Raw genomic sequence first — 24,834 nt, 5'->3', positions numbered from 1 at the left:
GAATGAAAAAAAGGAGAATGAGTGTTTTGCTCGTTGTCCTTTTTATTTTTGTTTTAGAAAAAATAATTCTCTAGTAGAAAGTGAATTGTAATAAAATGGTAGCATATTAGGTAAAGTTTTCGGGAAATGCATTTGAAACAACAAAAAAAATGAAGGAGGTGATTGATTTAGAGCGTGATCAGCTTAAAAAGAATAAAAGATGACTGGTAAAATTACTAAATAAATGAAAGGCGATAGTATATGGAAAAGCAGAATACTCAGGAGTTAAGAAGCGTATCTGATGGGCAGAAAAATACTTTAGACAAAGATCAATCGAAGATGATAGATGCAGAGCTAGTAGGCTTGCCTGAAGGAAGAGTTAAACAGAAACCGATAAATAATATAGGGGAGTCCCTTAAAAAGAATAAGTTAGACATGGATGAAAATACGGGATGGGGCACCACAGAGAGATACTCTGAAAAAACACAACCTAATCCGCAAACTAACAGCCATTACAAGTCTTTTTTAAATGAACTTATCCGCAAATCAGCGGAAAGAAAGAGTGTACAAAATTCAGCAAATGGGGTAGAGACTGACAATATCTTGAGCAGTGGGAATTCTCAGTCCGTTATGATAAATAAATCTCTGTATCATTTGAATGGACGAGCAGGCATTATTACAAATGTCACGCCCGAGACAAGACACAATATTGATAAAACTACTGGATCTGACACCAATATAGCTTCTCCCGTTTCACAGACTTCTTATAATATCAATAGGTAACCTGCATGGTCGGTTGATGAGATAAACAATTGAAAAAATAATGTAAAAATTTAAGGAGATGATTTAAATTTAAACGTCATCAGCGCCGTATGAATCAACTAAACGCACTTGAAGGGCGTAGGCCGGATCTGTATCACGTTGATCATGTATATTTGATTTTATATGAGGGGATATTACATAGAGCTGCGATAGGCATGTTTCTGGAAAACACGAGTATGAAAAAATTATAGATGAAAATGATTCTCAAAAAAGACAGAACGTGGACGAACAACAGAGTGAATTTTTATTATGTTAAGGATCTACTTGGCATAATGTATACAATGTAATCAATTTTTAGTGACTCGCTACTTGTATAATAGTGGTGCACTGATCCCTACAGTGTATAATAGAGAAATGCTATATCAGAAATACGATACATTTTTTGTTTCATTTAGATCGGCAGGGATTTAATTTTATGTTAATTTTTCTAATTCAGGGGAAAACAAGAAACACCATTATTGGTTTTTCTTATTTATAATTACAAATAAAAATAAAGGAAGAAAAAAATGAAAGAATTACAACCTACAAATCCTGTTAGCGAACAAGAATCACAAACTACAAATCCTGTTAACGAACAAGATATCGAAGATCGTATAAATCAAGTTTTGCAACAAAATGGTGGGAATCGTCCAATAGTATCAAGAAATATTTTTTCTAGAAGTAAAAAAACATACTTAGATTTCTTAAACAAGATAGAATCGCTTGGAGATGACCCACACAGTCAACGTTTAATAATGTTGCTTGAAGAAATGAACGAAGTTAACAAAAATTTAAACAAAAATGACTTTAAAGGCCTGTACCTTAGAGATCGAAAAGAAATTTACGAAAACTTTATTAAAGAAGCAGGATCAGATGTTTCAGAAATATTATCCTCTCAAAAAAAATTTCGATATAATGACGCTCTTAAAATAGCACTAGCCGGACTGTCTGCCCAAGATAACTCAAGCCCAAAAGAAGAATTGTCTAAAGAAAATAAAGCATGGGTAAAATTTTTTTCTCTATTCAATGAAACGCAACGTGTTTGGATAAATGGACCTGCTCCAATACAACCTGATCATGACGACAACATTAAAAAATTACAAAATCAATCAAAAAAATTTGACGAAATCAGAGCTATGAGGAAAGTCGAGAAACTTTCCGAAAACGAACAAAATAAAGCAATCAATAAAAACCCTTCCAAAGAAAAATCAGAAGGTTCTTTCGTAGAAAGATAGAATTCATACATAAACAATAAAAAATAAAGAAAGAGCGACTAATCTGTATGTCTAGTTGCTCTTTCTTTATTTTTTCTTTTACTCTTTTTATTATTTCTTCGGTAAAACTGTCAAATTAGATTTATTCTCTAAATTAAAGTTGTCAGATGGATTTTGTTTAATAATTCTTCATTGTACAGTTCAAAATCAAAGAAATCTCTCATTGAAATTCCTAATGTCGCTTTATAGAACTAAAAAGTGGGTAGAAAAACAAGTATCGGTATCATTAGCGGTCTTAGACGAGTGTTGGAATGATTCAGGTTGTTATGTCGCTGGTTTGATTGCTAACGGACGTAAACGTATGACAAAACAACACAAACAAATGATCGAGAATTATAAGAACGCTGTTGATATGATCTTTAGTAAGGAGTGACTTGTATGAAATTGAAATGTAAAGATTGTGATTGTAGTATGGAAAAATGTATCTCTTTGTGGAAAGATCAAAAAAGTGTTGTCCAGATTATGATTGTTTTATTGTAGAGAATGTCACATGTGAATATTGTGGAGTTTTTGTTTCTAATTTTGTAAATTATGGATATGGACTTTATAGACAGATAAAAAATTAAATCGTGTTTAAATCTTGTCAAACACGATTTAATTGATATTTTATAATACAAAATAATTTTAAAATTTTGCAATGGTTCGAAAGAGTCATTTTTTTATCTTTTTAGTTTGATTTCGATTTGATGGGGGTTTAATTCACTTTGAATCTACTTTGTATAATATATATTATGTAAACTAAAATATAAAATTTTTATCTCCTTCCTTTAAAAATCCGCAAACCCTCTCTTCTTGCTATTTATTCTATTTCTTTTTACCAGATAGTATAAAAACGATTCTTTTCTTGTTCAACTAATCAGTTATATATATATACGCATGCATAAACCATTTAGAATTAAAGCTATCTAGAAATCATTCACACCAAAAATAGATTTTGATGTGAATTTATCTATCCATATTTTGTTAGAGCAATGATTGATAGATGTATCCTAGAAAGTAGTGTTTTATCAGTTGATTAATATACCTTTAAAGTGTAAGAACGATTATATGGGGTTATAGACTGTTAAATATGCCTTTGATTTATGATAATAATTCACGTTGTTTTAAGAATCCAATTACATCATTATTACGCAACAATTCAACTTAATCTTTAAAGAGATACCATAATTGAGGAAAATTAGTTTTTTATCTGTCTATATTAGTATAATTTGCTGATGTCAAAGTCATACTAGAAGATGTTTGTGCATTTCTTGCCTTAGTAGCTTTAGCAGCTAAAGATCCTTGTGTAAGATTGTTTTCTGGTTTATTTTCCAAAACTTGTTTTCTTTTAACTATATCAACTACTTTTCGAATCGATTCTAAACATTTTTCATCGACTCTTACGGCTTGATTTTCCCCACATTCTTTCGGTAAATTTTTTAGAAGTGCCACATCGTTCCATACAAAACTTCGATTAATTTCCTGCACTCCTTCAGCAATTAAGGTCGCCCGCCCCTTTTCATGGTCAACCTTATATAGGTTATTGTTCCCAAAATATAGTAATGGCTCGTCTTTGTCATAACCGCTCTTGTTTTTAGCATCTAATGGATAATATACTACCGGTTCATTTTTACTCAGCCATTCCTGAAGTTTACGTTTTGAGTGATCAGTATGTTGTACCTCTCCATCATTTTGGTGATGTTCCTGGTCTTTATCGTTTAAAGAACCAACTATATTTATTAGTTCATTTTCTTTTTCTGTTGTCACCCATATAAACCGTGATTTTTTTCTATTAAACAGTTCGTCCAGACCAAATTTAATTAAGGTTGTTTCTTGATTCTGCTGTTTATTGTCTATGACTAGTTTTGTTGAACCGTCACTAAATTTAACGTTACTCGTAATCAATTTTCCATGACAATTTAAGTAGGACTTCTTTTTATTAACAATTTCCTGGCTTGAAATGATCATATAAAGCTTCTCCTCTTTATGATCATAATATAATAACTGATTTTTCTCGGTATTTTTTGATTTTTTGGGCAGTTTCATGTGTAGTTGTTCATGAAAGTCGTTCTCGTCTCTCTGCTTAAATTGCTGATGAAACCTTAACCCATTCTCCTGTGTTAAATGTTTATGTTCTTGGATTTGATCAGCAGAAAATGCCAGAGATAAATATCGTTCCTCTGGTGATAATTTGTCGCTTTTCCTCATCGTCATATTCCCTCTCCTTTTATGGCCTTGTATAAAAGTTCGTTTATTTACAGTCGTACTAGTTTTCTTTGCGTTTTTCAAGTAATTACTGAAACAAACAGCTTTTATCCGCTTTCCATTCTATATCTACACTTCAGCTTAAATGAAACTTTTATTTCAAAATGACAAAACAAAAAGGTCAGTGATTCTAATTTTGTTATCTGAAGATAGTCTATTCACCTACATACAAGACGTAATCACATATTTTTGAACGATCATTCGTTGAATCATTCTATCCAAAAACTAATAAAAAAACATCAAAGATAGTAGTTACTACTGCCTTTGATGTCCTTAAACACGGTTAGAATATTCTATTTTCTAGTAAATAGCTCAGCATAAAAATAGCAAAAATTAAATAAATAATACTGGAAATAAAATTCTTTGCACTGATGTTCCCCATTTTAAGGCTACCACATAACTAGTAAAGCAAATAAAAATCACTCGTTCTTCTTATTCAATAAATCCGAATGCTACAATCATTTTATCTAGATGGGGCTTCATTACTACCTTTTTGAGGAGGTTGCGGTGCAGAACGCTTTTGAGTGTGTCCAACAGTGTTGCTTTGAGTATTGCTACTAAGTTCGTGTGATGCTTTTGCGTGTGTTGTCAAATCAATCAAATTGCTTAATGAATTTCTACCTTGAGCAATGTTACTAGTACGTCGTTCGGGTAATGGTTGTGTGTACCCTGTCAAATCTTCTAACGACTTACTATCTTGAATGATGTTACTAGTGCCAAGTTCGTGTGATGCTTTTGCGGGTGTTGTCAAATCAATCAAATTTCTACCTTGAACGAAGTTGTTTATATTCGCTATGTCTAAGAATTTCGTGGCATTCTCAGCAGAGAGACTCCATATCATGGCATCTTTATTAGACGTCTTTGGTAATTTGTCTGCAATTACTTTATCCCCTAATTTGAGCTTGCCGTCTTGAAAATGTGCATTATCAGTAATCAGGATAGCTTTTTTTCCTTTATGACTAACTAAATATAAATTGTTCTTATTCAACAAAAGTGTACACGAATTTACATTTCTGTTTTCATGCTCTCGGGGTTTATGTAAATCTCTAGGAGAACGCTTTTTAGGAAAATGTTTCTTGGCCTCATTCAAATAATTGATGTTCTTTTCAACTTCTCCTTTATCTATCCATATAAATCCGTTTGACATCTTTGATTTAAGGAATAAATTTATTTTTACATTTGTATCCCAGTCTTGGACTGCAATATGTTTTGCATTTGGTGAATTATAGAGATCCTTATCAGCAAGCAAATAAGCATTTTTGATTTTCACATTCTTACCATCTTGAGATTCAATCTCTAATTTATATAGTTTATCCCTCATGGTCCCTTCTTTATAATAAAATAGATCTTTTTGTTTATTGTGACTTTGATTTTTTGGTATTGATAATGATGACAATGCTCTAACATCCACCTTAATCCATGGTTTACTCTTTATCTGTTGTCTATCTTCCATCATTTTAAACCCATTTAGCCGCTGATTAATCTCTTCTAAAGTAAGCGAATCGACGTACATCGTTGCCGTTCTATCTCTATTTTTACCCTCCCGAGTCCAACGTCTTTGAATGAAATTATTTGTATCAACCGTTGTCACATTGGAAGGCGAGAACAGATCAACTCTCAACCCTTGACTATTTCTTTTATAATATATCCCTTCTTTCTCTTCTATGTTATCTGCGAGGAGTTTCGACTTGCTGCTCTCAGTGTCCAATTGATAAAGTTTGCCTTTATGTACCATTAATTGAACATTTACACTAAGATCGGATGACGTACGCTGCGGGATTCCTATCTTGAGATTTTCACCAATGTAAGTTGCATTTGGTTCTGTTATTGTACGTGCTGTTCTCTCGGCTTTTTTTGCTTTTTTGTATTCGTTATCCTTTTTGATAATATCGTATACTACGCGTGAATGAACAAATAACGATTGAGCGTCCTTTGAGGGATTATTCTCCATTTCTACAGGTCCAATTAAATTTTGGTAGCTATTCTTTTCTTTACTTCCTTGCGTCAATTCACCATTTATATACTCTACATCTTCAGCAATTACATAAGCTTTTTTTTCTCCTTTTTGTGGGTCCAAATTTTCTATGAAATAAAGTTTCCCTTGGTATAAACATAATAGTTTATCTATTGGATCACCTTGGTGAATATTATCTATTGTTTTGCTTGGTAATTTTACCTTATTGGGCAATTGGGAAAACTTATTTCTATAGGTTGAAATTATATCAACCAAAAATACATGCTCGTTCACCACAATATTTTTATAAGGCTCTTTGTTTTGGTCTTCTGCGATTTGGTCCTTAGAAAAATTCAGATGATTATATAGTTCCTCTTTGCTCATGTTATTTTCTATCATAGAGAGCACACCTTTCTATTTATTGTTTTTCTAAAAAGATCATTTGTTTAATATCTGCAAGAAATAATCCTTCAATAAATTTCAATAATTACCTAGATGTTCCAGGTCTTGCTCCGATTGAAACGCATGAACGAGTTGGCATGTCCTGCTCTTGTACACCATGAGCGTGGTTTTTGATTTCTTTTTTTGCGTGCTCTTGCAAAGCAACTATAGTATTAGACCGAGTAATGTTCTTCGCTTGGATTATCTCCGCTATTTCCCTGATCTCAGAGGCGACATAGGGCGGGATTCTCCATTTCATGTTTTCATTAAATGGTAAGCTGTATACGAGTACTTGACTTCCTGATTTGAGCTTTTCATTTTCATAATACACATTATCAGCAACGATTATAGCCTCCTTTAGTCTATGATTAACTAAATACAAAGTGGCATCTTTCATCAAAAGTGTATGTTTATCCGTATGTCTGTTTTCATGAGTAAAAGTTTTCTGGGCTTCAACAAAATACGCCACTTTCTCTTCTATTACCCCTTTTGGCGCCCACATCATTCCGTGTGACAACTCTGCTTTAGCGAATAAATCTAATTTTAAATCTTTTCCAGAATCCTTCAATGCAAGACGCTTTGCATCTTGCAGATCATAGATGTGTTTATTAATAAGCAAGTGAGCTTTTTTAACTTTCCCATGAACGTTGGTTTCTAATTTATAAAGAGCTCTTTTATTTCGATCGTAATAGATTAGGTCTTTATCATTCTGAGGAGTCGGACTCTCTGGTATTTTTAACGATGAAAAGTCTTCAGGATTCACCTCCAACCATGGTTGACCTGCTATCTGGTCTTTCTTTCCCATAGTTTCAAAATCTTGCAAATTCTGATTAATCTTCCCTAGAGTATGCGATTCCATATGGATTGTTTCAGTTTTATTTCTTTTTTTATTCTTAAAATATTTTTTTAAAATATTATTTTTTTGAGCCTTTTCAACATAACCTTGAAATAGCTCCACTCTCAGACCTTGCTCATTTCTCTTGAAAAAATGAACACCTCGACGTTCTACTTTATCTGCGAGAAATTTTGACTGTTTATTTTTAGGGTCAATTTGATAAAGACTGCCTTTATACAACATTAATTGAACAGTCATTTTGGGATTACTTGATGTATACTTCGGGATCCCGATCTTAAGTCCTTTACCAATGTAAGTTTGATCTGGTTGCGCTATTCTACGATCTACCCCTTTGCTATTTTTTGCTTCTTGGAAAATTTCATTATTTCTGATGATACTACACACTAAATCCGGATGAACAAACATCGTGTGAGCACCATTTGTCTTATTTTTTGTCATCTTTGCATTAGTAACTAAATTTTGGTAGATATTAAACTTTTTGTTTGCTTGGAACAAGCGGTTTTTTCGATAACTTACATCCTCAGCAATTACATAAGCTTTTCCTTTTTCTTTAAATTGGTTCAAATTTTCTATGTAATAGAGTTTGCCTTGGTGTAAGTATAATAGTTTATCCCCTGGCTCACGATGATGAATCCCATAGATTTTTTCGCTTGGTATTTTTATATTATTGGGTAATTCGGAGAAAACATTTTTATGTTTTGAAATAAGATCATCCAAAAATATATGATCGTTTCCCTTAATCCATTCATGCGTTGCTTGTTGTTGGTCTTCTTTGATTTGCTCCTCAGAAAAATTTAGCCGGTTATACAGTTGATTCTCACCTGTTGACGTGGGGTCTTCACTTCGAATATTTATATTATCCATAGTGATTACACCTTCCTATCTAAAAATATACTTTATTTAATGCATTTTTAATAAGAAACTCTCGTTCTTCTTTATAATGCAATAAATCCGAATACTATAATCATTTTATCTAGACGTTCCCACAGGTCTGTCGGAAAGAGTCGGAGCCATACGTGTCTTTTTTGGACTATTTTTAGTAAGGGATTGAGTTTGGTTTTGAACATTTTTTTCAGTTTTAGTGAAGTTTTGTGCGTGCATTGTTAAACCTTCTAAAGAGTTTCTTGTTTGAACGATGTTCCTCGATTGGTTTATTTTTGCTATTTCAAAAATTTTAGAAGCTTTGTATGAAGATATTGGCCATTTCATATTTTCATTATGCGATAAGTTGGATAAGAGTATTTTATTATCTGATTTGATCTTACCATCTTCAAAATTGACATTAGCGGCAACATTCATAGCCACCTTTGATCTATGATCAACTAAATACAAATTGGTATCTTTCAACAAAAGTGTATATACATCTTTGTTTCTATTTTCATGAGTAATCATTTTTTGGAATTCAATAAAATGCGCCACTTTCTTTTCTATTTCCCCTTTTTGTGTCCACACCAATCCGGAAAACAACTTTGGTACAGGAAATAAATTCAATTTTATACTTTTATTGATATCGTTTAATGCAAGTTCGCTTTTATGAAGTTGTTTATCAAGGTGTTTATTAGTAAGCAAATAAGCTTTTTGGACTTTCCCACGATCGTTAATCTCTAACTTATAAAGAGCACTTTTGTCGTAATCATAATAGATTAGGTCTTTATCGTTGTGAAGGTTTGGATCTTTTACTATTGTTAACTTCTTTAACGATGATATGCTATCAACATCCACCTCAGGCCAAGGTTTACTTTCTATCTGTTCCTTCTTCTCCATATTTTTAAAATATTGTAATCGCTGATTGATGTTCTCTAGGGTATCAGCTCTTACATACTTCGTTTGAGTTTTTTCTCTTTTTTCTTTAGTAAAAAATGATTTTATCAAACCTATATTGTGAGACTCTTTAAGAGTATTAGGTCTGAATAGCACCATTCTTAGCCCTTGCTCATTTCTCTTATAGATTGTTCCATCTTGAAATTTTACGTTATCTGCGAGTAGTTTTGACTGTTTATTTTGGCGGTCAATTTGATAGAGCTTATCTTCATGCAACATTAATTGAACTTTCATTTCCGGATCCCTAGTGCCATATTCAGGGGTCCCTATCTTAAGACGCTCACCAATATATGTTGGATCTGGTTGTGCTACTGTACGAGCTATCCCCTGAGTTTCTTTTGCATTTTCGAAAATTTCATTATTCTTGATAATATTGTACACTAAACTTGGACTAGCAAGTAACGTGCGAGTACCATTTTTCTTATTTTTTGTCATCTTAGTAAAATTAATTAAGGTTTGGTTGATGTTATGCTGAATGCTCGCTTGGAACAATCGTTTATCTCCATACCATACTTCCTCAGCAATTACATAAGCTTTTTTTTCTCCTTTTTGTGGGTCCAAATTTTCAATATAATAGAGTTTGCCTTTGTGTAAGCATAGTAGTTTATTCATTGGATTATCATCATGAATATTACGTATTTTTTCGCTTGGTATTTTTATATCATCGGGCAATTTAGAGAACTCATTTTGATGGTTTGAAATCATACCATCCAACAATATATGATCATTCACATCAATACGTTCACCTATTTTTTGTTGTTGATCTGTTTCGATTTCTTCTTCAGAAAAATTCAGATGTTCATACAGCTCCTGATCATTCGTTAACGTTGAACCCTCGATTTGATTATTTGTTTCCGGCATAATGATTGCACCTTCCTATTTATGTTATTTTTTGCATAAAAAAATAATCATTTGTTTAGTTCTTAACCTTATTAAATATCTGGCATATAAGATTTTGTCGAAACAAAAGATTTTTTAATGCGCTTTTATTTTATAATTATTATTAGTGAGAAATAATCCATTAATTTCCATAAATAGAAATAAAAAGCACCACAAGAAATAACTTGTTATTCTCTAATATTTTTGAATTGTCGTACCCACTTCTTCGAGCTTTAGCTGTTAACTTGTCTAAAACGACAATTTTCATTCTTAAACATCTAATGTTCAAATCTTATAATCACTAACAAATCAATAACCGACATATTCACTATTGTTATAAGTAAGTGAGCTTAATTCCTTGATAATAAACGGACTTAACCTAGCATTTCCAATAAAAAAAGATCTTAAAACACAAATGTGTTCTAAGATCTTTAGTTATATATTTTACTAATTTATCATGATACTTTTATGATAAAGAAATTTAAAAGTGAATCATCAAGCTCTATTATAGCTGTGAATGTGGTTTATTTCCGGTAATCAACCAAAATACTGATGCCATAATTGTGTCAATACGGGTAGAAAGTAAATGATTACTAGTGCTGCGATGACCATCAGTAATTGCTTACGTTGTTTCTTTCGTTTCAATAGACTACTTGTTTTGTGTAAAAAGTATGTGGCACTTTTCGCTCCAGCTGTTAGTGTTGATAGTAGCAGTGTAGGTGAGTAAGCCGTAGGGTCTTTCGTGATAGACAATAATTTCGTACCATATTCTGGATATTTCAATAATGCTTGATAAACAGCAACGATCGTGATCGTTCCCATCAAATAATTTAACAATGAATGAACTTTTTTCAAACGTTTAAACTCCTTATTTATAAATCGTATGTTATTTTTGGATAAATAAACCAACACTTTTCGGAATAATTATTTTTCTTCTTTATTTTTTTCTCCTGATTTTTCCATCCACGGAAAAGAAAAACCGATCGAATAATCTGCTTTTAGTTCTAGTACCGCATCAAACTTCCCTTTTTTGCCAGTCAACCCTTTAACTACTTTACTAGTCTTACCTTTAGACAATAATTCCCGCATCATCGTTTTCGTCAGCTTCTTCTTTGCAATCGTTGGCCAAAGTTTAAAATCACAAGAAGCATTGGTACAAGTTGCTACTTTTGGATACAACATGACGATCCCTTGTTTACACTTTGGACATCTGCCTAGTTGATCATTTTTCTTCTCCAGCGCTTTGATTTGGCGCGTTCCAGTGATTTCTTCAGATAAATCGACTGAAGTCAGTTGTTTTGGCACGGATTCGAGTAAATGAAGGATGAATTTTTTGATATTTGCTAAAAAGACTTCGGGTGTGCCCTCATTGTTACCGATCTTTTTGAGGTATCCTTCCCACTGAGCAGTCATTTCCGCACTAGTCAACAAAGGTTCTTGAGCGACCGCTTTACAAAGAGTGATTCCTTTAGCCGTAACAGTGATTTCATTTTTAGTGACCTCGATATAGTGACGTTGCTTTAGATTTTCAATAATATTGGCCCGAGTCGCTTCTGTTCCGATTCCCTCAACTTCTTTTAAGATTTCTTGTGCTTCTTCATCATCCAATGTTTTCCCTGCCGTTTTCATCGCAGTGATCAGTGTTCCCTCATTGTATGGTTTTGGTGGTTGTGTTTCTTTTTGAATACTTTTCAGATCAACGCCGACCACCTGACCTTTTACCACATCTGGTAATACTTGGACTTCTTTCTGCTTGCTTTTGGTTGCCAAGATCATTTGCCACCCTTTTTTGATTGGGATTTTCCCTGTACTTTTTAAGCGAAGTTCTTGGACACCAGTATAAATCGTTGTTTCTTCATATACATAATTTTCGGCAAACATTGCCATAGTCGTTTTCGCTACTTGTAAATAGATGGCTTGTTGCAGACGTGATAATTGCGCAAAACGTTCCTTGGAAGGTATCGTTTTTGTTGGAATAATTGCATGGTGTTCTTGGACTTTTGTCGCATCAACATATCTTTTTTTCGACCATGTTTCAGGAGTCTCTACGCTGCTGATCCCTAAAAAATCTTTATAACGTACTAGGTTTTTCACCAAGTAGTGATGTTCATTTTCAGTAATGTAAGTAGAATCTGTCCGAGGATAGCTTAAAAATTTCTTTTCGTAGAGCCCTTGGGCAGCATCTAATGTCGCTTTGGCACTCACCTTCATCAATTGGTTCATTTTTGTCTGGAGGCTAGATAAAGAAAATAAACGTGGACTACTTAGTTGTTTTTCTTTTTTAATCACCGACAAGATCTGTCCTGATTGCTTCCCTAGATGCGCGCCTGATTTTTCAATTGCTTGATGTAGTGCTTCGAGGGTTTTAAAATTCTGCTTGGGATCGATTTTCCCTGTAAACCGACCATCATCACAACTGATCGTCGCTTCTATTTCATAGTATGGTTCTTTTTTGAAGTTTTTAATCGTTTCTTGTAACTGATAGATCATATATAAGGTTGGCGTTTGGACACGTCCTAAAGAAAAGCTGCCATCGATCCCTTTTTGTTGCAGTAAGAGACTGTATAAGGGGCTCCCGTTCATCCCGATCAACCAATCCGCATTCTGTCTAGCTTTCGCTTCTTTATATTTAGGAAAATAGCTCTCGCCTGGACGAAGGTTTTTAAAGCCTTCATAAATCGCCTCTTTTTCCAGCGAATTGATCCACAAACGCTGATACTTTTTGCTTTTGGAGAAGGCTTGTGCTTGAATGATAATCGACCAAGCAATGGCTTCTCCTTCACGGTCTCCGTCTGTGGCGATAATGATCGTATCTGCTGATTGTAATTCCTTTTTGACGATTGAAAATTGTGCTTGTTTTTCTTTCGGCACTTCATAGCGGAAGGTTTCTGGGAAAATTGGTAAGTTAGCCAAGGACCATTTACTCCAGCGTTCTTCATATGCACCAGGAGGGACCATGTCCACTAAGTGACCGAATCCATAAGTAATCGTTACTTCCCCACTAAACAACGGATCAACGATCTCATAATACCCTTCGTGACGTATTCGTTTCTTAAATGTTTCAGCATAAGCTTTTGCTTGGGAAGGTTTTTCAGCCAGTATAACAGTTTTCATTTTATCCCCTCCATGATTCTCAGTCTTAGAACAGACTTCTTTATTATGGAACAAACATTCGCATATGACAACCCAAAAACTATTTTTTCAAAAGAAAAAAACGACTGAAGACCCTTGTCTAACAGTCGTTTTATGAACTTAGCTTTTACAATTGGTGAAAATCCAAAGTGTTGCATCGTCCACCTATTAAAAATGGAGGACTTTTACCTAAACGAAGTGAAATAGATGATTACAGAGAGTAACTTCCTATTTCTTTTCTTCCATTTATTTACTTAAAAAATCACTGATTGCTGCACGATTGGCGTCATTGTCGATCACCAAAATACTTCCGGCATAACTACTGTTTCCGAAGTTCCATGAACCTTCAACAGGCACGCTTAAACGATCCACACCACCGACACCTCGAGCAATCGACAAGAGATTTTTGATAATAAAGAATGATGAAACATCCGTTGAGGTATAACCAATGGCTTTTCCGGCAGCGTAAGGGGCACGAATCAAGTTTAGGGGATTTTTTAGCTGACTAAAAATCGTATTCATGACTTGTTGTTGCCGTCTTACTCGACCAAAATCGCCTTCTTCGTCTTTTCTAAAACGTGCATACTGTAAAAGTGTATGACCATCCATTTTTTGGACACCTTTTTTGATATCGACACCATCCAGATTCAAATCTTTCTCTGCATCGATCTTGATACCATTCATAAACAATGCATCGACCACTTTTTCAAACGATTTAAAATCGACTTTTGCGTAATACTGGCAATCAAGTCCAAAATTTTCTTTGATGGTTTGACGGACCAGATCAGCACCGCCATAAGCATAAGCTGCATTGATCTTATTTTGACCAACTCCTGGAATTGTTACAAAACTATCACGCATAAATGAGATCAATTTTGGTTTATGAGCAGGTCCATCTAACTGTAACACCATGATCGTATCTGCACGACCAGCATCCTCACCTCTAGTGTCACTACCTAATATCAGAATATTATGTGCGCCACTCGAAGACTGTACACCATCAAATGATTCCGTTGTAACACTCGGCAAACTGGTATCATGTTCTGCCATGGATTTCCCGACAAAAAAGGAAATGACTGAAAATAAGAATAAAAATAGAATAATGCCTAGAATGATTTTCCCCCACGAACGTTTCTTTTTTGGACGAACTTCTTTTGGCTCTTTCTTCCTCTTAAAAAAGCTTTTCTTCGTTTGATTAAATCCTTTTTTGTTTCCTGCTTTTGCATAGGAATAAGGGGTTTGATAGTCATTAGCTTGTCCTTCTCTGGAAGAATAAGAAGATTCCTGATCAGGTTGATAGATCCGAGTAGCTTCATCTCTTGGATTATTCAACGCTTTGTCCTTTTGACGTTCACGTCTAAAAAAACCGGTTGATTCTTTTTTTAGTGGTTTTGCTTTTTTATGGATGTTCTTATAACGATCCATCCGACTCATTTTGTTTCCTCCCTGCTATCTGTACAAGTAAATAAAGGATACGCTATCTTCTTGATAAAAACAGCTATTTGAACCACAATTTAATAAAAAATAACGAAATGAGACAAGCCATTACACGTAAAGCGCATCACACTTCTTGTTCTAATCGTTCTCGTATGTTCTGGACTGGCATTTCTCGATGTGTCCACAGTTCAAAAGCAATTGCTCCTTGATGAATCAACATACCTAAACCATTATAGGCTTTGATTCCCATTTTTTTGGCTTCTTGGATCAAACGTGTCTCACTAGGGGAGTAGATCAAGTCAAAGACGGCTAATTGCGAATGCAACAACTTTACATCAGCAATCGGTAATTGGTCTTTCTTGCTTCCCATTCCGATATCAGTTGCGTTGATCAATAGATTCGCCTGACTCAAATCTAATGCCAGTTGACTTTCGTCCGCATAATCATGTAATCGGATGGGACAACCTGTTTTCTCAGAGACTTTCGCAAAATACTCTTTTAGTGGTAAAAAAGTGGCATTCAAACGTTTGTAGATCGTGATTTCTTGTGCGCCTTCTAGTGCCATTTGTACGACAATTGCTTTTGCTGCACCACCTGCTCCTAGAACAACGATTTTTTGATTTTTGATTGGATGCCCCGTTTCGTTGACGGAACGTACAAATCCCATACCATCTGTATTGTAGCCAACCAAACGTTGCTCCTGGTGAACGATCGTGTTGACCGCTCCTATCAATTCCGCTTCAGGGCTTAACTGATCAAGGTATGCCAAGACAGCCGTTTTATTCGGCATTGAAACATTTACGCCCAACATATCTAATGTGCGGATACTCTCAACGGCTTGTCTTAGGTTCGTTTGATCTACCTCAAAAGCTAGATAAACGGCATCAATACCCCAATGTGAAAATGCCAGATTGTGCATGAGCGGTGAAAGACTATGAGAAGCAGGATTTGCAAAAAAGCCTGTGAGTTTTGTTTTACCAGAGATCATCTTTTTCCTCCTTATAAAATAAAACAACCATCCAATCCTCGTAAACATGACACGAGACATCAGATGGTCGATTGTTTAGTTCTGTTTCTTGTGCTTTTTCTTATGTCTATGATTGACGAGTCTTTCTAAGTTTAAAGGAGGTATGAGAAACTTGTCAACATGATTGTCAAACAAGCGGGGCCTCTTTCTCATTCATTTAAAACAAATCAATCTACTATAGGCATAAGTAGAAGGAAAAGCAGTCAGTAATCAAAAACTAATCTAACACTTCTTCAAAAAATTGTAATAGATCCGCTAGTGACAATTGCTCTTTTTCTTCTTTAGACAAATCTTTCACGATCCGTCCTTTTTGTAAAACGATCAGACGATTCCCATAATTCAAGGCATCTTCCATCCGATGGGTGATCATCAAGCACGTCAAGTGTTGCTCAGTAATCCTGCGATTGGTTAATTGCATCAATGCTTTGGCAGTTTTAGGGTCGAGCGCTGCTGTATGTTCATCTAATAGCAGCAACTCAGGCGCTTCAATGGTCGCCATCAATAAACTCAATGCTTGGCGTTGCCCTCCTGATAATTCCCCAGCTGGCGTATCTAAATGTTGCTCCAACCCATTTCCAACTACTTGACACAATTGATAAAATGTTTCTCTTTGGTTCTTTAGGTTACGGAGACGAAGGGGTCTTTTCTTTCCTCTTTTTTGAGCCAAAAGCAAGTTCTCTGCTACTGTCATCCTTGGAGCTGTGCCCATCTTAGGATCCTGGAACACCCGAGAAAGAAAAGAAGCCCGTTTTTCTTCTGTTTCTTTCGTGATATTCCGCTCTTTAAAAGCGATCGACCCTTGACTTAATTGTAATGTTCCTGCGATCGTGTTGAACAGCGTACTTTTTCCCGCACCATTTCCACCAAGGACCGTAATAAAATCGCCTTTATTGATTGTCAAATCAATTCCATCTAATAATACTTTTTCTTCATTCATGCCATTGCTAACGACTTTTTTTCCATTTTTAATTGTGATGATCGCTGTCATGGTCAAACCTCCTTCTCAAAACCGGTTTTAAGTTTCAATGCTTGTTTTAACTGAGGAATCATCAAACAAATGGCTAAAATAATAGCGGAGAAGAGTTTGAGATATGTTGTGTCAAACCCAAGTTTAATGACGATCAGGATCAATAATTGATAGATGATGCTTCCCACGACAATGGCAATCAAGCGTTCTGCTAACGTTAATTCGTGGAAAATCACTTCTCCAATAATGATAGAAGCTAGCCCGATCACGATGACACCAATTCCTTTATTGACATCGGCATACCCATCATTTTGTGCAATCAATGCACCTGATAAAGCAATAACACCATTTGAAAGAGTCAATCCTAAGATTTTCATTCGATCTGTTTTGATCCCTAAGGAACGAGCCATCGTTTCGTTGTCTCCTGTCGCGATATACCCTTGACCTAAATCGGTATTGAAAAAGAACAGTAAGACACCAATCAAGAGACTTAATGCAAGCAAGCCAAGTAACACGGTATCAAAATAGTCAGGTAAATGAAGACCATTGAACGTATCTTGTAAAATCGAATGATTCAATAAAGAAAGATTTGGTGTGCGCATCACGAATAAAATCACCGAGTTTAATCCAGACATGACTAAGATTCCGGCAAGGATCACTGGGATCTTTCCTTTGGTATACAACAGCCCCGTAACTAGTCCGGCAAGCATGCCTGCACCAACGCCAAGCAGTGTTGCTAAAACCGGTGAGATCCCATGAGTGATAGCTGTCACACAAACTGCTCCACCTAATGGAAATGATCCTTCAGTCGTCATATCAGGAAAATCCAAAATCCGATAAGTCATAAAGATTCCTAATCCTAAGATTGCCCATAACATCCCTTGTGAAATTGCTGATACGATCATTGTTCATCCCCCTCGTCTTTCGGTTCTTCTGAAACATTTTTAGCTTCTTGCTTTATAGAATCAGGAATCGTGATCCCTAATTTTTCCGCCTGTTTTTCATTGATGATGACATCTCCTTTATCAAAGACGTAAACAGGTGTCGTTGCTGGTTTTTCTTTTCCTAGTGCAAGCATCGCAGCCATTTTCCCACTTTGAACACCTAAATCATATTGATTGATCCCAATAGTTGCCAAGCCACCTTGTTCGACCATTGAATCAACTGAAGGGATCACTGGGATCTTCGCTTTATCGGCTTCTTTTACCACTGTCTGCATAGCATTAGCAATTGTATTGTCTAAAGGAACATAAATGAAATCCACTTGTTGACTCATCACTTGGACAGTTTGGGCGATTTCATTCGTAGAAGGTACAGCATATTTTACTGAAGTCAAACCTGCTTTTTGAATCGCTTTTTCTGCTTGGCTTACTTGGTATTTTGAATTATCTTCTGAAGAAGCGTATAAAATCCCGACTTTCTTCGCATTCGGCAACAATTCAGCGCCTAACTTGATTTGCGCTTCAACAGGAGGCTGATCAGATACGCCTGTGATGTTTCCACCTGGTTCTTTTAAAGAGTTCACTAAGCCGGCACCAACTGGATCTGTGACCGCGCCTAAGACTAATGGGATCGTATTGGTTACATTAGCTAAAGATTGAGCAGCCGGAGTAGCGATCCCTACTAGGACATCTGGGTCAGCTTGTACTAATTGTTGACTCATAGTAGCTAATTTACTTTGATCTGCTTGCCCGTTTTGAAAGGAGATTGTTAAATTTTTTCCTTCCTCAAGCCCTGATTGTTCGAGACCGTCTTTGATCCCACGGTAAATTTCATCTAATGCCGGATGGCTCACATATTGCAAAACCCCAACGGAAACAGTTTGATCCGTTTCTTTTGGTTTCGATTCAGTAGAAGCAGGCGTTATTTTTTCATAAATAAAGGTTCCTACTAAGTAAAGCATAATAAGTGCAACAACTGTGATCAAACGTTTATTTTTCATTTTTCTTCCCCCTCATTCCTTTAATCATCATTATTCAAGTCTGGTTTCTGACACGAACTGACAAAAAAAGACAATCACCCCAACGGTAATTGTCTTCTTACATACAAAAAACCGCATAGATCGAATCTATGCGGTAGTCAAATTTCTTGTCCAGCATAGATACAAATTTTAGATTTGTACTCTAAAAAGTTGTATCTACGGTCAAAGTTCGCCATCAATACAACTTATCTACGCCAGTTACGCCAAGCTTGAGTTGTTCCTGCTAAAAATTGGTTTGATAAGTTCATTGTGGATCACCCTTTCCTTAATAATTAATCTAAGTCTAATCGAATTTAGCATGTTCGTCAACTGTTTTTTTATTCCGTCTTATTTCCAGCATTAAGATCTGTTCCCAGTTGAGTATTAGTCGAAGTCGTTTGCGTTTCTTTCCCAAGTTCTTCTTCTAATTTCTTGATATTCGCTAATGGTAAACGATTTAATTCGGGAATCAGCTGCGTAGGGAAATCAGTTAACTGATTTGCGTTATAGACTAAGCGATTGGTTTCTTTGCCATTTTGGAAAAAGATTACCGTCAAATGCTCTTGCTTTAAATCGTAGCGTTGCTCTAATTCATTGACCTGATAAACCAATGGGTAAAAATAAATTGGGCGATTCAATTCCGCCATTTTTTTTGGATTATGAAAAATGTCCATTAATGCTTGATACATTTCTCCACTTGGCACACTGAACAAAACTGAAATAGCTTTACTTTCTTCAATTGTTTGCGATGCTTCATTGATATTCAAAGGTTTAAGCTTAGGAGAATTGATTTCTGCATAGACTAAGCTCTCCACCTGTGCTTCTCTAATATTTTTAGGAAAGACAAACATCGTGATCGTAATGACCAGTGAAACAAGGAATACGAACAATAAACGCATAAAATAGCGTTGTGGATGCGTATCGAAATCAGCCAAAAAATGATGGTATTTGACTTTGATGGTCTCACTTATCTCTTTCCACATAGCGATCACCTTCTTTTTCGTTTTCTTTTATTATACCTAAGTTTGAGGTAGATAGAAAAAAATACATTTAAAGAATATCAATTATTTTTCAATCCAGTACCTTTTTACGATCAAATCAGTTGATAACTACTTAGTAAATTGGTCTTTCTACGTTTTTTTCGTTATAATGGAACTACTTATGAAAAGAAATGAGGAATGAACCATGTCCTTTGATGGTGTCTTTACTCATGCAATGATCAATGAATTGCGTGAGACTCTATTATCTGGTCGGATTTCTAAAATCCACCAACCTTACGAAAATGAAGTCGTATTAGTGATTCGCTCACGTGGTAAAAATCAGCGTTTGCTCTTATCTGCACATCCTAGTTATGCTCGAATCCAGATCACTCAGATCGACTATCAAAATCCAGACACACCACCGAACTTTGTGATGATGTTACGCAAGCATCTTGATGGGGCAATTTTGGAGTCGATCGAACAAATCGAAAACGACCGAGTGATCCACTTTCATTTCACGAAACGAGACGAACTAGGAGATCTCCAAAATATCATTTTAATTGTGGAACTCATGGGACGTCATAGCACGATCATCTTAGTGAATAAAGAATCAGGAAAAATCTTAGATGCGATCAAGCATATTGGTAGTTCACAAAATACTTATCGTTCCCTTCTGCCTGGTGTAGACTATATTGCTCCACCTGAACAAAACCAGCTGAATCCCTTTAGTCAGGAAAAAGAAAAAGTCTTCCATCGGCTTTCTCAAATGGACTTGACACCAAAAGGAATCCAACAACAATTTCAAGGAATCGGTTTTGATACTGCGCAAGAATTGGTGGCTCGCTTAACAGAACGTCCCAATGAAAAAATGTTGGTATGGCAAGAATTCTTCACAGCAATCGACACCCAACTCTCCCCTAGCCTTTATGAAGTAGCGGAGAAAGAATATTTTACGCCGATCAACTATCGTTTCTTTGACTCAAATACGCAACAAAAAAAGATGTACCCGACTCTCAGTGCGTTATTAGATGCGTTTTATCAAGAAAAAGCAGAAAAAGACCGTGCCAAACAACAAGGTGGCGAGCTCATCCGCAAGATTGAAAACGAGCTTAAACGAAACAGAAATAAACTGAAAAAACGGGAGCAGACCTTAAAAGATTCGGAAAATGCCGAAGATTATCGTCGAGATGGCGAACTATTAACTACTTTTATGGCTCAAGTACCTCGGGGCGCAAATGAAGTAACATTGCCTAATTATTATGAAGAAGATCGGCCGATCACAATCAAGCTTGATCCAGCATTAACGCCCAATCAAAATGCCCAAAAATATTTCCATCGCTACCAAAAACTAAAAAATGCCGTCAAATTGATTGGTAAACAGATCGAAGAAGCCAAAAATGAGATCGATTATTTAGAATCTGTCTTGTCCCAATTAGAGATTGCTGGTCCTATGGATATCGAAGTGATCAAAGAAGAATTGACAGCAGAAGGTTATTTAAAAAAGAAATCTTCGAAAAAACAAAAACGCAAGAAACCTTCACAGCCAGATCAATATCTTTCTACTGATGGTACGTTGATCTTGGTAGGGAAAAACAATCTTCAAAATGATCAACTTTCCTTAAAAACGGCGAAGAAAACAGACTATTGGCTCCATGCCAAAAATATCCCTGGCTCTCATGTCATTATCAAAAGTGACCAGCCATCTGATGAAACGATAACTGAAGCCGCTGAATTAGCTGCTTATTTCTCAAAATACCGTCATTCCGCCCAAGTACCAGTGGACTTGGTTCAAGTCAAGCATTTGCGCAAACCGAATGGCGCAAAACCAGGCTATGTGATTTATGAAAATCAAAAAACGATCATTGTTACTCCGGAAGAAGAAAAGATCAACAAGATGAAACAGATGACTAACTGATGTAATGCAATTTAATCTAGTCAACAGTATCGCATCTGGCCATCATCGATGAGTAAGCACTCCCCTTTTTATTCGCTAACATGACAAGTGCCTGTTCCAGAAAATATCGGATGATTTTTCTGGAACAGGCACTTGTTTCTATTATCTAGCTTTTCCCCTCAAGTTCCTTTTTTAAGACCATGATATTGCCTTTTTCAGTGGAGATGTTTATAGTGTTCGCCTCGTCTTTTGTCTGCTCTTTAAACTGATTAGTTATTTCCCCGAACGTACTACTTAAATCAAAACGACTAACAACGTCTTGTGACTGCACCCACTTCACATGACCACTAGCACTTTTCACTGTTGCTTCTAAAGGGACTTGCTGACTGACGATAACCGTCCCTGAATCATTTCCTACCGATAAACCACCAGTTAAATCCGTCAACACCAATTTCCCAGAGCCATTTTTTATCGATGTGTCTCCTGCTTGTTTTTCAATAATCGTAGTCCCTTTCATATTACGGGCAGTCAATCGTTGAATCGCTCCTGATGAAACAATATTTTTTCCTTCGATATTATTCAATTCCATTTTTTCACTCATCGTTGAGAGAACTTTTATTACCCCACTGTCAGTCACTACCCGGATTTTTCCTTGACCATCAGAAAGAATTGTTTTTCCAACTTTATTTTTTATAGCCAGCTCAGAGAAAAATTGATGGACACTAACATCGGAATAGTGGCTGTTTATTTGGATTGCTTTACTATAAACATCTGTTATGCTTATTCGTCCTTTTTTCATCTTCAAGTTGATCTTTTCTGCATATGTATGATTTAACGTTACTTCTCCTTGTTCTAAGTTAAAACGAAGGGATTTATGTTTGGTATTTTCCGGAAGATAAAAAACGACCTCGACTTTTCCCATACTTTGTGACCAGTCAAAAAATCTTGGGTGTCCAATGGTCATGTTCATTTTGCTGCTACTCATGCTGAATAGCTGTTTTTGATCTTGCTTTCTGATATGACCCTTGACTTCTACTTTCGCTGTTTCATTTTCGGATAGTTGGATTACACTAATATCTACTGGATATGTGGAAGACACATTCAACGACTCAATCGCATTTGCTTTAAGTTCTATGTCTCTTGTCAAAAATTGCCCTTGATAAACCCAGCTGTGATTGAACACAAGTAATAGGTTACATAAAAAACTAACTATTCCCACAAAATAAACTAGAAACAATCTCTTCCTTACCTGCTCAGGTTTCTTTAATACAATAACGAAGCATAACGAAAATAACGACGAAGCCACGGCTCCCCACATCATAACCTGTTCATAAATCAGATAATATAGCACCATCATCAAAAAATAGAAACTAGTCACTAGCAATAAAATTTGGAACAAAAACAAGAATAACTTACCTAGTTTGATCATCCAACGTTTTAAGCAAGAATTACGCTTCAATTTATATTCACGTACCAGGTCTTCGCCAGCAATTATATCTTGCTTTGCTTTCATCGCTTTTTCTAAGCGCTGGTCTTCATAATAAGCTTCAGCAATTTCTTGCGGACTTCCCAGAGCTTTTAAAATTGCTTCACAAGATTCTCCTTCTGCCATCCTTACTTTGATTTCTCTTGAAAGATCTGCTTTTATTTCAAGAAAAGCTTCTTTATCTTTTTCTAAAAATAATCCTTCTAACACTTCAAAAAAATCATTCATTTGCTCTCTCATCTTCCTCCTGTTTTAACAACGCCACATTTTCTACAAACACCATCCATTCCTTATTTAACTCAGCCAGATATTCTTTTCCCAGTGAAGTGATTTGGTAGTATTTGCGTGCAGGTCCTCCTTTTGATTCTTTAAGGTAGGTCACACAATACCCTTCTTTGACAAATCGTCTCAATATTGGATAAAGCGCTCCTTCTGTAAGCGGAATATTTTTATTGACCAATTGGGTAATTTCATAACCATATCGATCCTTATTTTTCAGTAAATAAAGAACGCATAATTCCAATACACCTTTTTTAAATTGATTTGATTTTCCCAATAACTTCACCTTCCATAATCCATGCTGCCATGTTTTCTTTTTCTCTATTTTGAGTCTACCTTATTTTTCCCCCCTAGAAAAGAAAAAGGTGGACAGGAAGTCTTGAGAACCTTGTGTTAGACTGATTCTCTAACGCATTCCCATTTATTCCCCGTACACCTTTTTTCCTGATCTACTTGTACTTGATTTTGAAATCTACTTTTGTTTTATCTGCATATTTCACTTTAAAAGCAAATTTTTTCAACCCTTTTTGATTCGCATCTAACTGTTCCATAATATGCGTTTTGATTTCTTCTTGACTGCTTGTTTTTGCATCTAGTCCTACAAACAGTGTTTCGACATAGGTCTGCGCTTTTGCATCCTGTAACTTAAGACCTGTTTGTTCATTTTTGACTTCTGCTTTGATTTTGCCATTTGACTTGACTTCATAATCTAGTTTGATTTTCTCTTTCTGATACTCGATTTCAATTTCAATTTCTTTTACCAAAGAACGTAGCGCTGAATCGCCTGGTTTGTTGGTGTCTTCTTTTTCAGGTTCATCTTTTGGGACGGTTGGCTTGTCGACAGATCCAATTGTCCCAATGTTTATTGTGCTGTAATTAGGTTTGTCGATGACAACGACTTTCAATTGGATATTTTGGTTATTTGCCATACTTGTCAAAATACCTATTGCTTGATATGTACTTTGCGCCATTCTTTTAGTAATTCGTTGTGCTTCAGTCGAAGAATAGCCAAGAGCCAACCAAACACGTTCTTTTTTCAATGAATCATACATGCGTTGAATGGACGCTTCTGTTGGTTCTAACGCTATTCCCGTTACAGCTGCTAAGTCTGCTTTGGTAAAACTCATGATCTTCTCATACTGGTTTTCTGAAATTACTGTTGCAGCACAAACATCTGGCGAGCTTGCCAAAGTAGTGGCTCCAGTGGATAGAATGATTCCCGCTAATAATAAACCTGTCAATTTTTTCATTTTCATATGTATTCCTTCTTTCTGATATATGTAAGTATTTCTGTGTTGCACCACTAATATACAATGAATAGTACTTAGTGTCAAATAATAGCAAAAAAGTTAATCGTTAGCGTTTGGTTTATCTGTTGCTATCTTTGAACGGGTTCATCCAAGAAACTTCACTCTTGTCTTTC

General features: G+C 35.6%; 19 protein-coding genes. 4 read left to right on the top strand and 15 right to left on the bottom strand.

Annotated features, from left to right (window positions below; translation table 11 throughout):
- Positions 1–240: 240 nt before the first annotated feature.
- The 3 genes from IGJ23_RS06580 to IGJ23_RS06570 all read left to right on the top strand — a co-directional run bounded on the left by IGJ23_RS06580 (position 241) and on the right by IGJ23_RS06570 (position 2,427).
- Complete coding sequence (locus IGJ23_RS06580; RefSeq protein WP_207432198.1) at positions 241–762, top strand: hypothetical protein; 522 nt, start codon at positions 241–243, stop codon at positions 760–762.
- A 545-nt stretch (positions 763–1,307) separates the two neighbouring features.
- Complete coding sequence (locus IGJ23_RS06575) at positions 1,308–2,015, top strand: hypothetical protein (RefSeq protein ID WP_438774713.1); 708 nt, start codon at positions 1,308–1,310, stop codon at positions 2,013–2,015.
- Positions 2,016–2,229: 214 nt separating this feature from the next.
- Positions 2,230–2,427: a hypothetical protein gene (locus IGJ23_RS06570; protein ID WP_155727568.1), complete on the top strand. Its 198-nt coding sequence runs from the start codon at positions 2,230–2,232 to the stop codon at positions 2,425–2,427.
- 812 nt (positions 2,428–3,239) lie between these two features.
- On the opposite strand, the gene IGJ23_RS06565 is transcribed toward IGJ23_RS06570, so the two are convergent.
- The 12 genes from IGJ23_RS06565 to IGJ23_RS06510 form a co-directional block, all read right to left on the bottom strand.
- A complete protein-coding gene (locus IGJ23_RS06565; RefSeq protein WP_367011224.1) occupies positions 3,240–4,247 on the bottom strand; it encodes a hypothetical protein in 1,008 nt (335 codons plus the stop codon).
- 514 nt (positions 4,248–4,761) lie between these two features.
- Positions 4,762–6,651 carry a hypothetical protein gene (locus IGJ23_RS06560; protein ID WP_438774712.1) on the bottom strand — a complete coding sequence of 630 codons (1,890 nt, stop codon included), beginning with the start codon at positions 6,649–6,651 and terminating at the stop codon, positions 4,762–4,764.
- A gap of 88 nt (positions 6,652–6,739) precedes the next feature.
- Complete coding sequence (locus tag IGJ23_RS06555) at positions 6,740–8,413, bottom strand: hypothetical protein (RefSeq protein WP_063627098.1); 1,674 nt, start codon at positions 8,411–8,413, stop codon at positions 6,740–6,742.
- A 105-nt stretch (positions 8,414–8,518) separates the two neighbouring features.
- Positions 8,519–10,231: a hypothetical protein gene (locus IGJ23_RS06550; protein ID WP_063627097.1), complete on the bottom strand. Its 1,713-nt coding sequence runs from the start codon at positions 10,229–10,231 to the stop codon at positions 8,519–8,521.
- 555 nt (positions 10,232–10,786) lie between these two features.
- Positions 10,787–11,071 carry a hypothetical protein gene (locus IGJ23_RS06545; RefSeq protein WP_174270245.1) on the bottom strand — a complete coding sequence of 95 codons (285 nt, stop codon included), beginning with the start codon at positions 11,069–11,071 and terminating at the stop codon, positions 10,787–10,789.
- A gap of 102 nt (positions 11,072–11,173) precedes the next feature.
- Positions 11,174–13,363 (bottom strand): type IA DNA topoisomerase, encoded by a 2,190-nt coding sequence (gene topB, locus IGJ23_RS06540; protein ID WP_063627096.1) that lies wholly within the window; start codon positions 13,361–13,363, stop codon positions 11,174–11,176.
- A 264-nt stretch (positions 13,364–13,627) separates the two neighbouring features.
- Positions 13,628–14,815, bottom strand: a complete 1,188-nt coding sequence (locus tag IGJ23_RS06535; RefSeq protein ID WP_063627094.1) for an LCP family protein — start codon at positions 14,813–14,815, stop codon at positions 13,628–13,630.
- Between the two features lie 127 nt (positions 14,816–14,942).
- Positions 14,943–15,806 carry a shikimate dehydrogenase gene (locus IGJ23_RS06530; protein ID WP_438774711.1) on the bottom strand — a complete coding sequence of 288 codons (864 nt, stop codon included), beginning with the start codon at positions 15,804–15,806 and terminating at the stop codon, positions 14,943–14,945.
- A gap of 256 nt (positions 15,807–16,062) precedes the next feature.
- On the bottom strand, positions 16,063–16,833 hold the full coding sequence (locus IGJ23_RS06525; RefSeq protein WP_438774710.1) for an ABC transporter ATP-binding protein: 771 nt from the start codon (positions 16,831–16,833) through the stop codon (positions 16,063–16,065).
- A gap of 2 nt (positions 16,834–16,835) precedes the next feature.
- Positions 16,836–17,717, bottom strand: a complete 882-nt coding sequence (locus IGJ23_RS06520) for an ABC transporter permease (protein WP_010737553.1) — start codon at positions 17,715–17,717, stop codon at positions 16,836–16,838.
- Complete coding sequence (gene trpX, locus IGJ23_RS06515; RefSeq protein WP_053766044.1) at positions 17,714–18,754, bottom strand: tryptophan ABC transporter substrate-binding protein; 1,041 nt, start codon at positions 18,752–18,754, stop codon at positions 17,714–17,716. Before trpX ends, IGJ23_RS06520 begins: the two co-directional genes overlap by 4 nt.
- Before the next feature lie 356 nt (positions 18,755–19,110).
- A complete protein-coding gene (locus tag IGJ23_RS06510; RefSeq protein ID WP_438774709.1) occupies positions 19,111–19,755 on the bottom strand; it encodes a hypothetical protein in 645 nt (214 codons plus the stop codon).
- A gap of 202 nt (positions 19,756–19,957) precedes the next feature.
- Between IGJ23_RS06510 and efbA the strand changes: the two genes are divergently transcribed.
- Positions 19,958–21,667, top strand: coding sequence for a fibronectin-binding protein EfbA (gene efbA / locus IGJ23_RS06505; RefSeq protein ID WP_010737550.1), 1,710 nt, complete (start codon positions 19,958–19,960; stop codon positions 21,665–21,667).
- A gap of 145 nt (positions 21,668–21,812) precedes the next feature.
- Here the strand turns inward: efbA and IGJ23_RS06500 are convergent, their stop codons facing one another.
- The 3 genes from IGJ23_RS06500 to IGJ23_RS06490 all read right to left on the bottom strand — a co-directional run bounded on the left by IGJ23_RS06500 (position 21,813) and on the right by IGJ23_RS06490 (position 24,667).
- Entirely contained in the window at positions 21,813–23,372 is a 1,560-nt protein-coding gene (locus IGJ23_RS06500; protein WP_438777395.1) for a DUF4097 family beta strand repeat-containing protein, read from the bottom strand.
- On the bottom strand, positions 23,353–23,688 hold the full coding sequence (locus IGJ23_RS06495) for a PadR family transcriptional regulator (RefSeq protein WP_096709139.1): 336 nt from the start codon (positions 23,686–23,688) through the stop codon (positions 23,353–23,355). Before IGJ23_RS06495 ends, IGJ23_RS06500 begins: the two co-directional genes overlap by 20 nt.
- A 172-nt stretch (positions 23,689–23,860) precedes the next feature.
- On the bottom strand, positions 23,861–24,667 hold the full coding sequence (locus IGJ23_RS06490; RefSeq protein ID WP_438774707.1) for a YusW family protein: 807 nt from the start codon (positions 24,665–24,667) through the stop codon (positions 23,861–23,863).
- Positions 24,668–24,834: the final 167 nt, after the last annotated feature.

It is taken from the genome of Enterococcus sp. DIV1682a, assembly GCF_051711005.1.
GTDB classification, from domain to species: Bacteria; Bacillota; Bacilli; order Lactobacillales; family Enterococcaceae; genus Enterococcus_B; species Enterococcus_B hirae.
The sequence above is the reverse complement of the archived record's forward strand: the minus strand, read 5'-3'. Positions and strand labels throughout refer to the sequence as shown.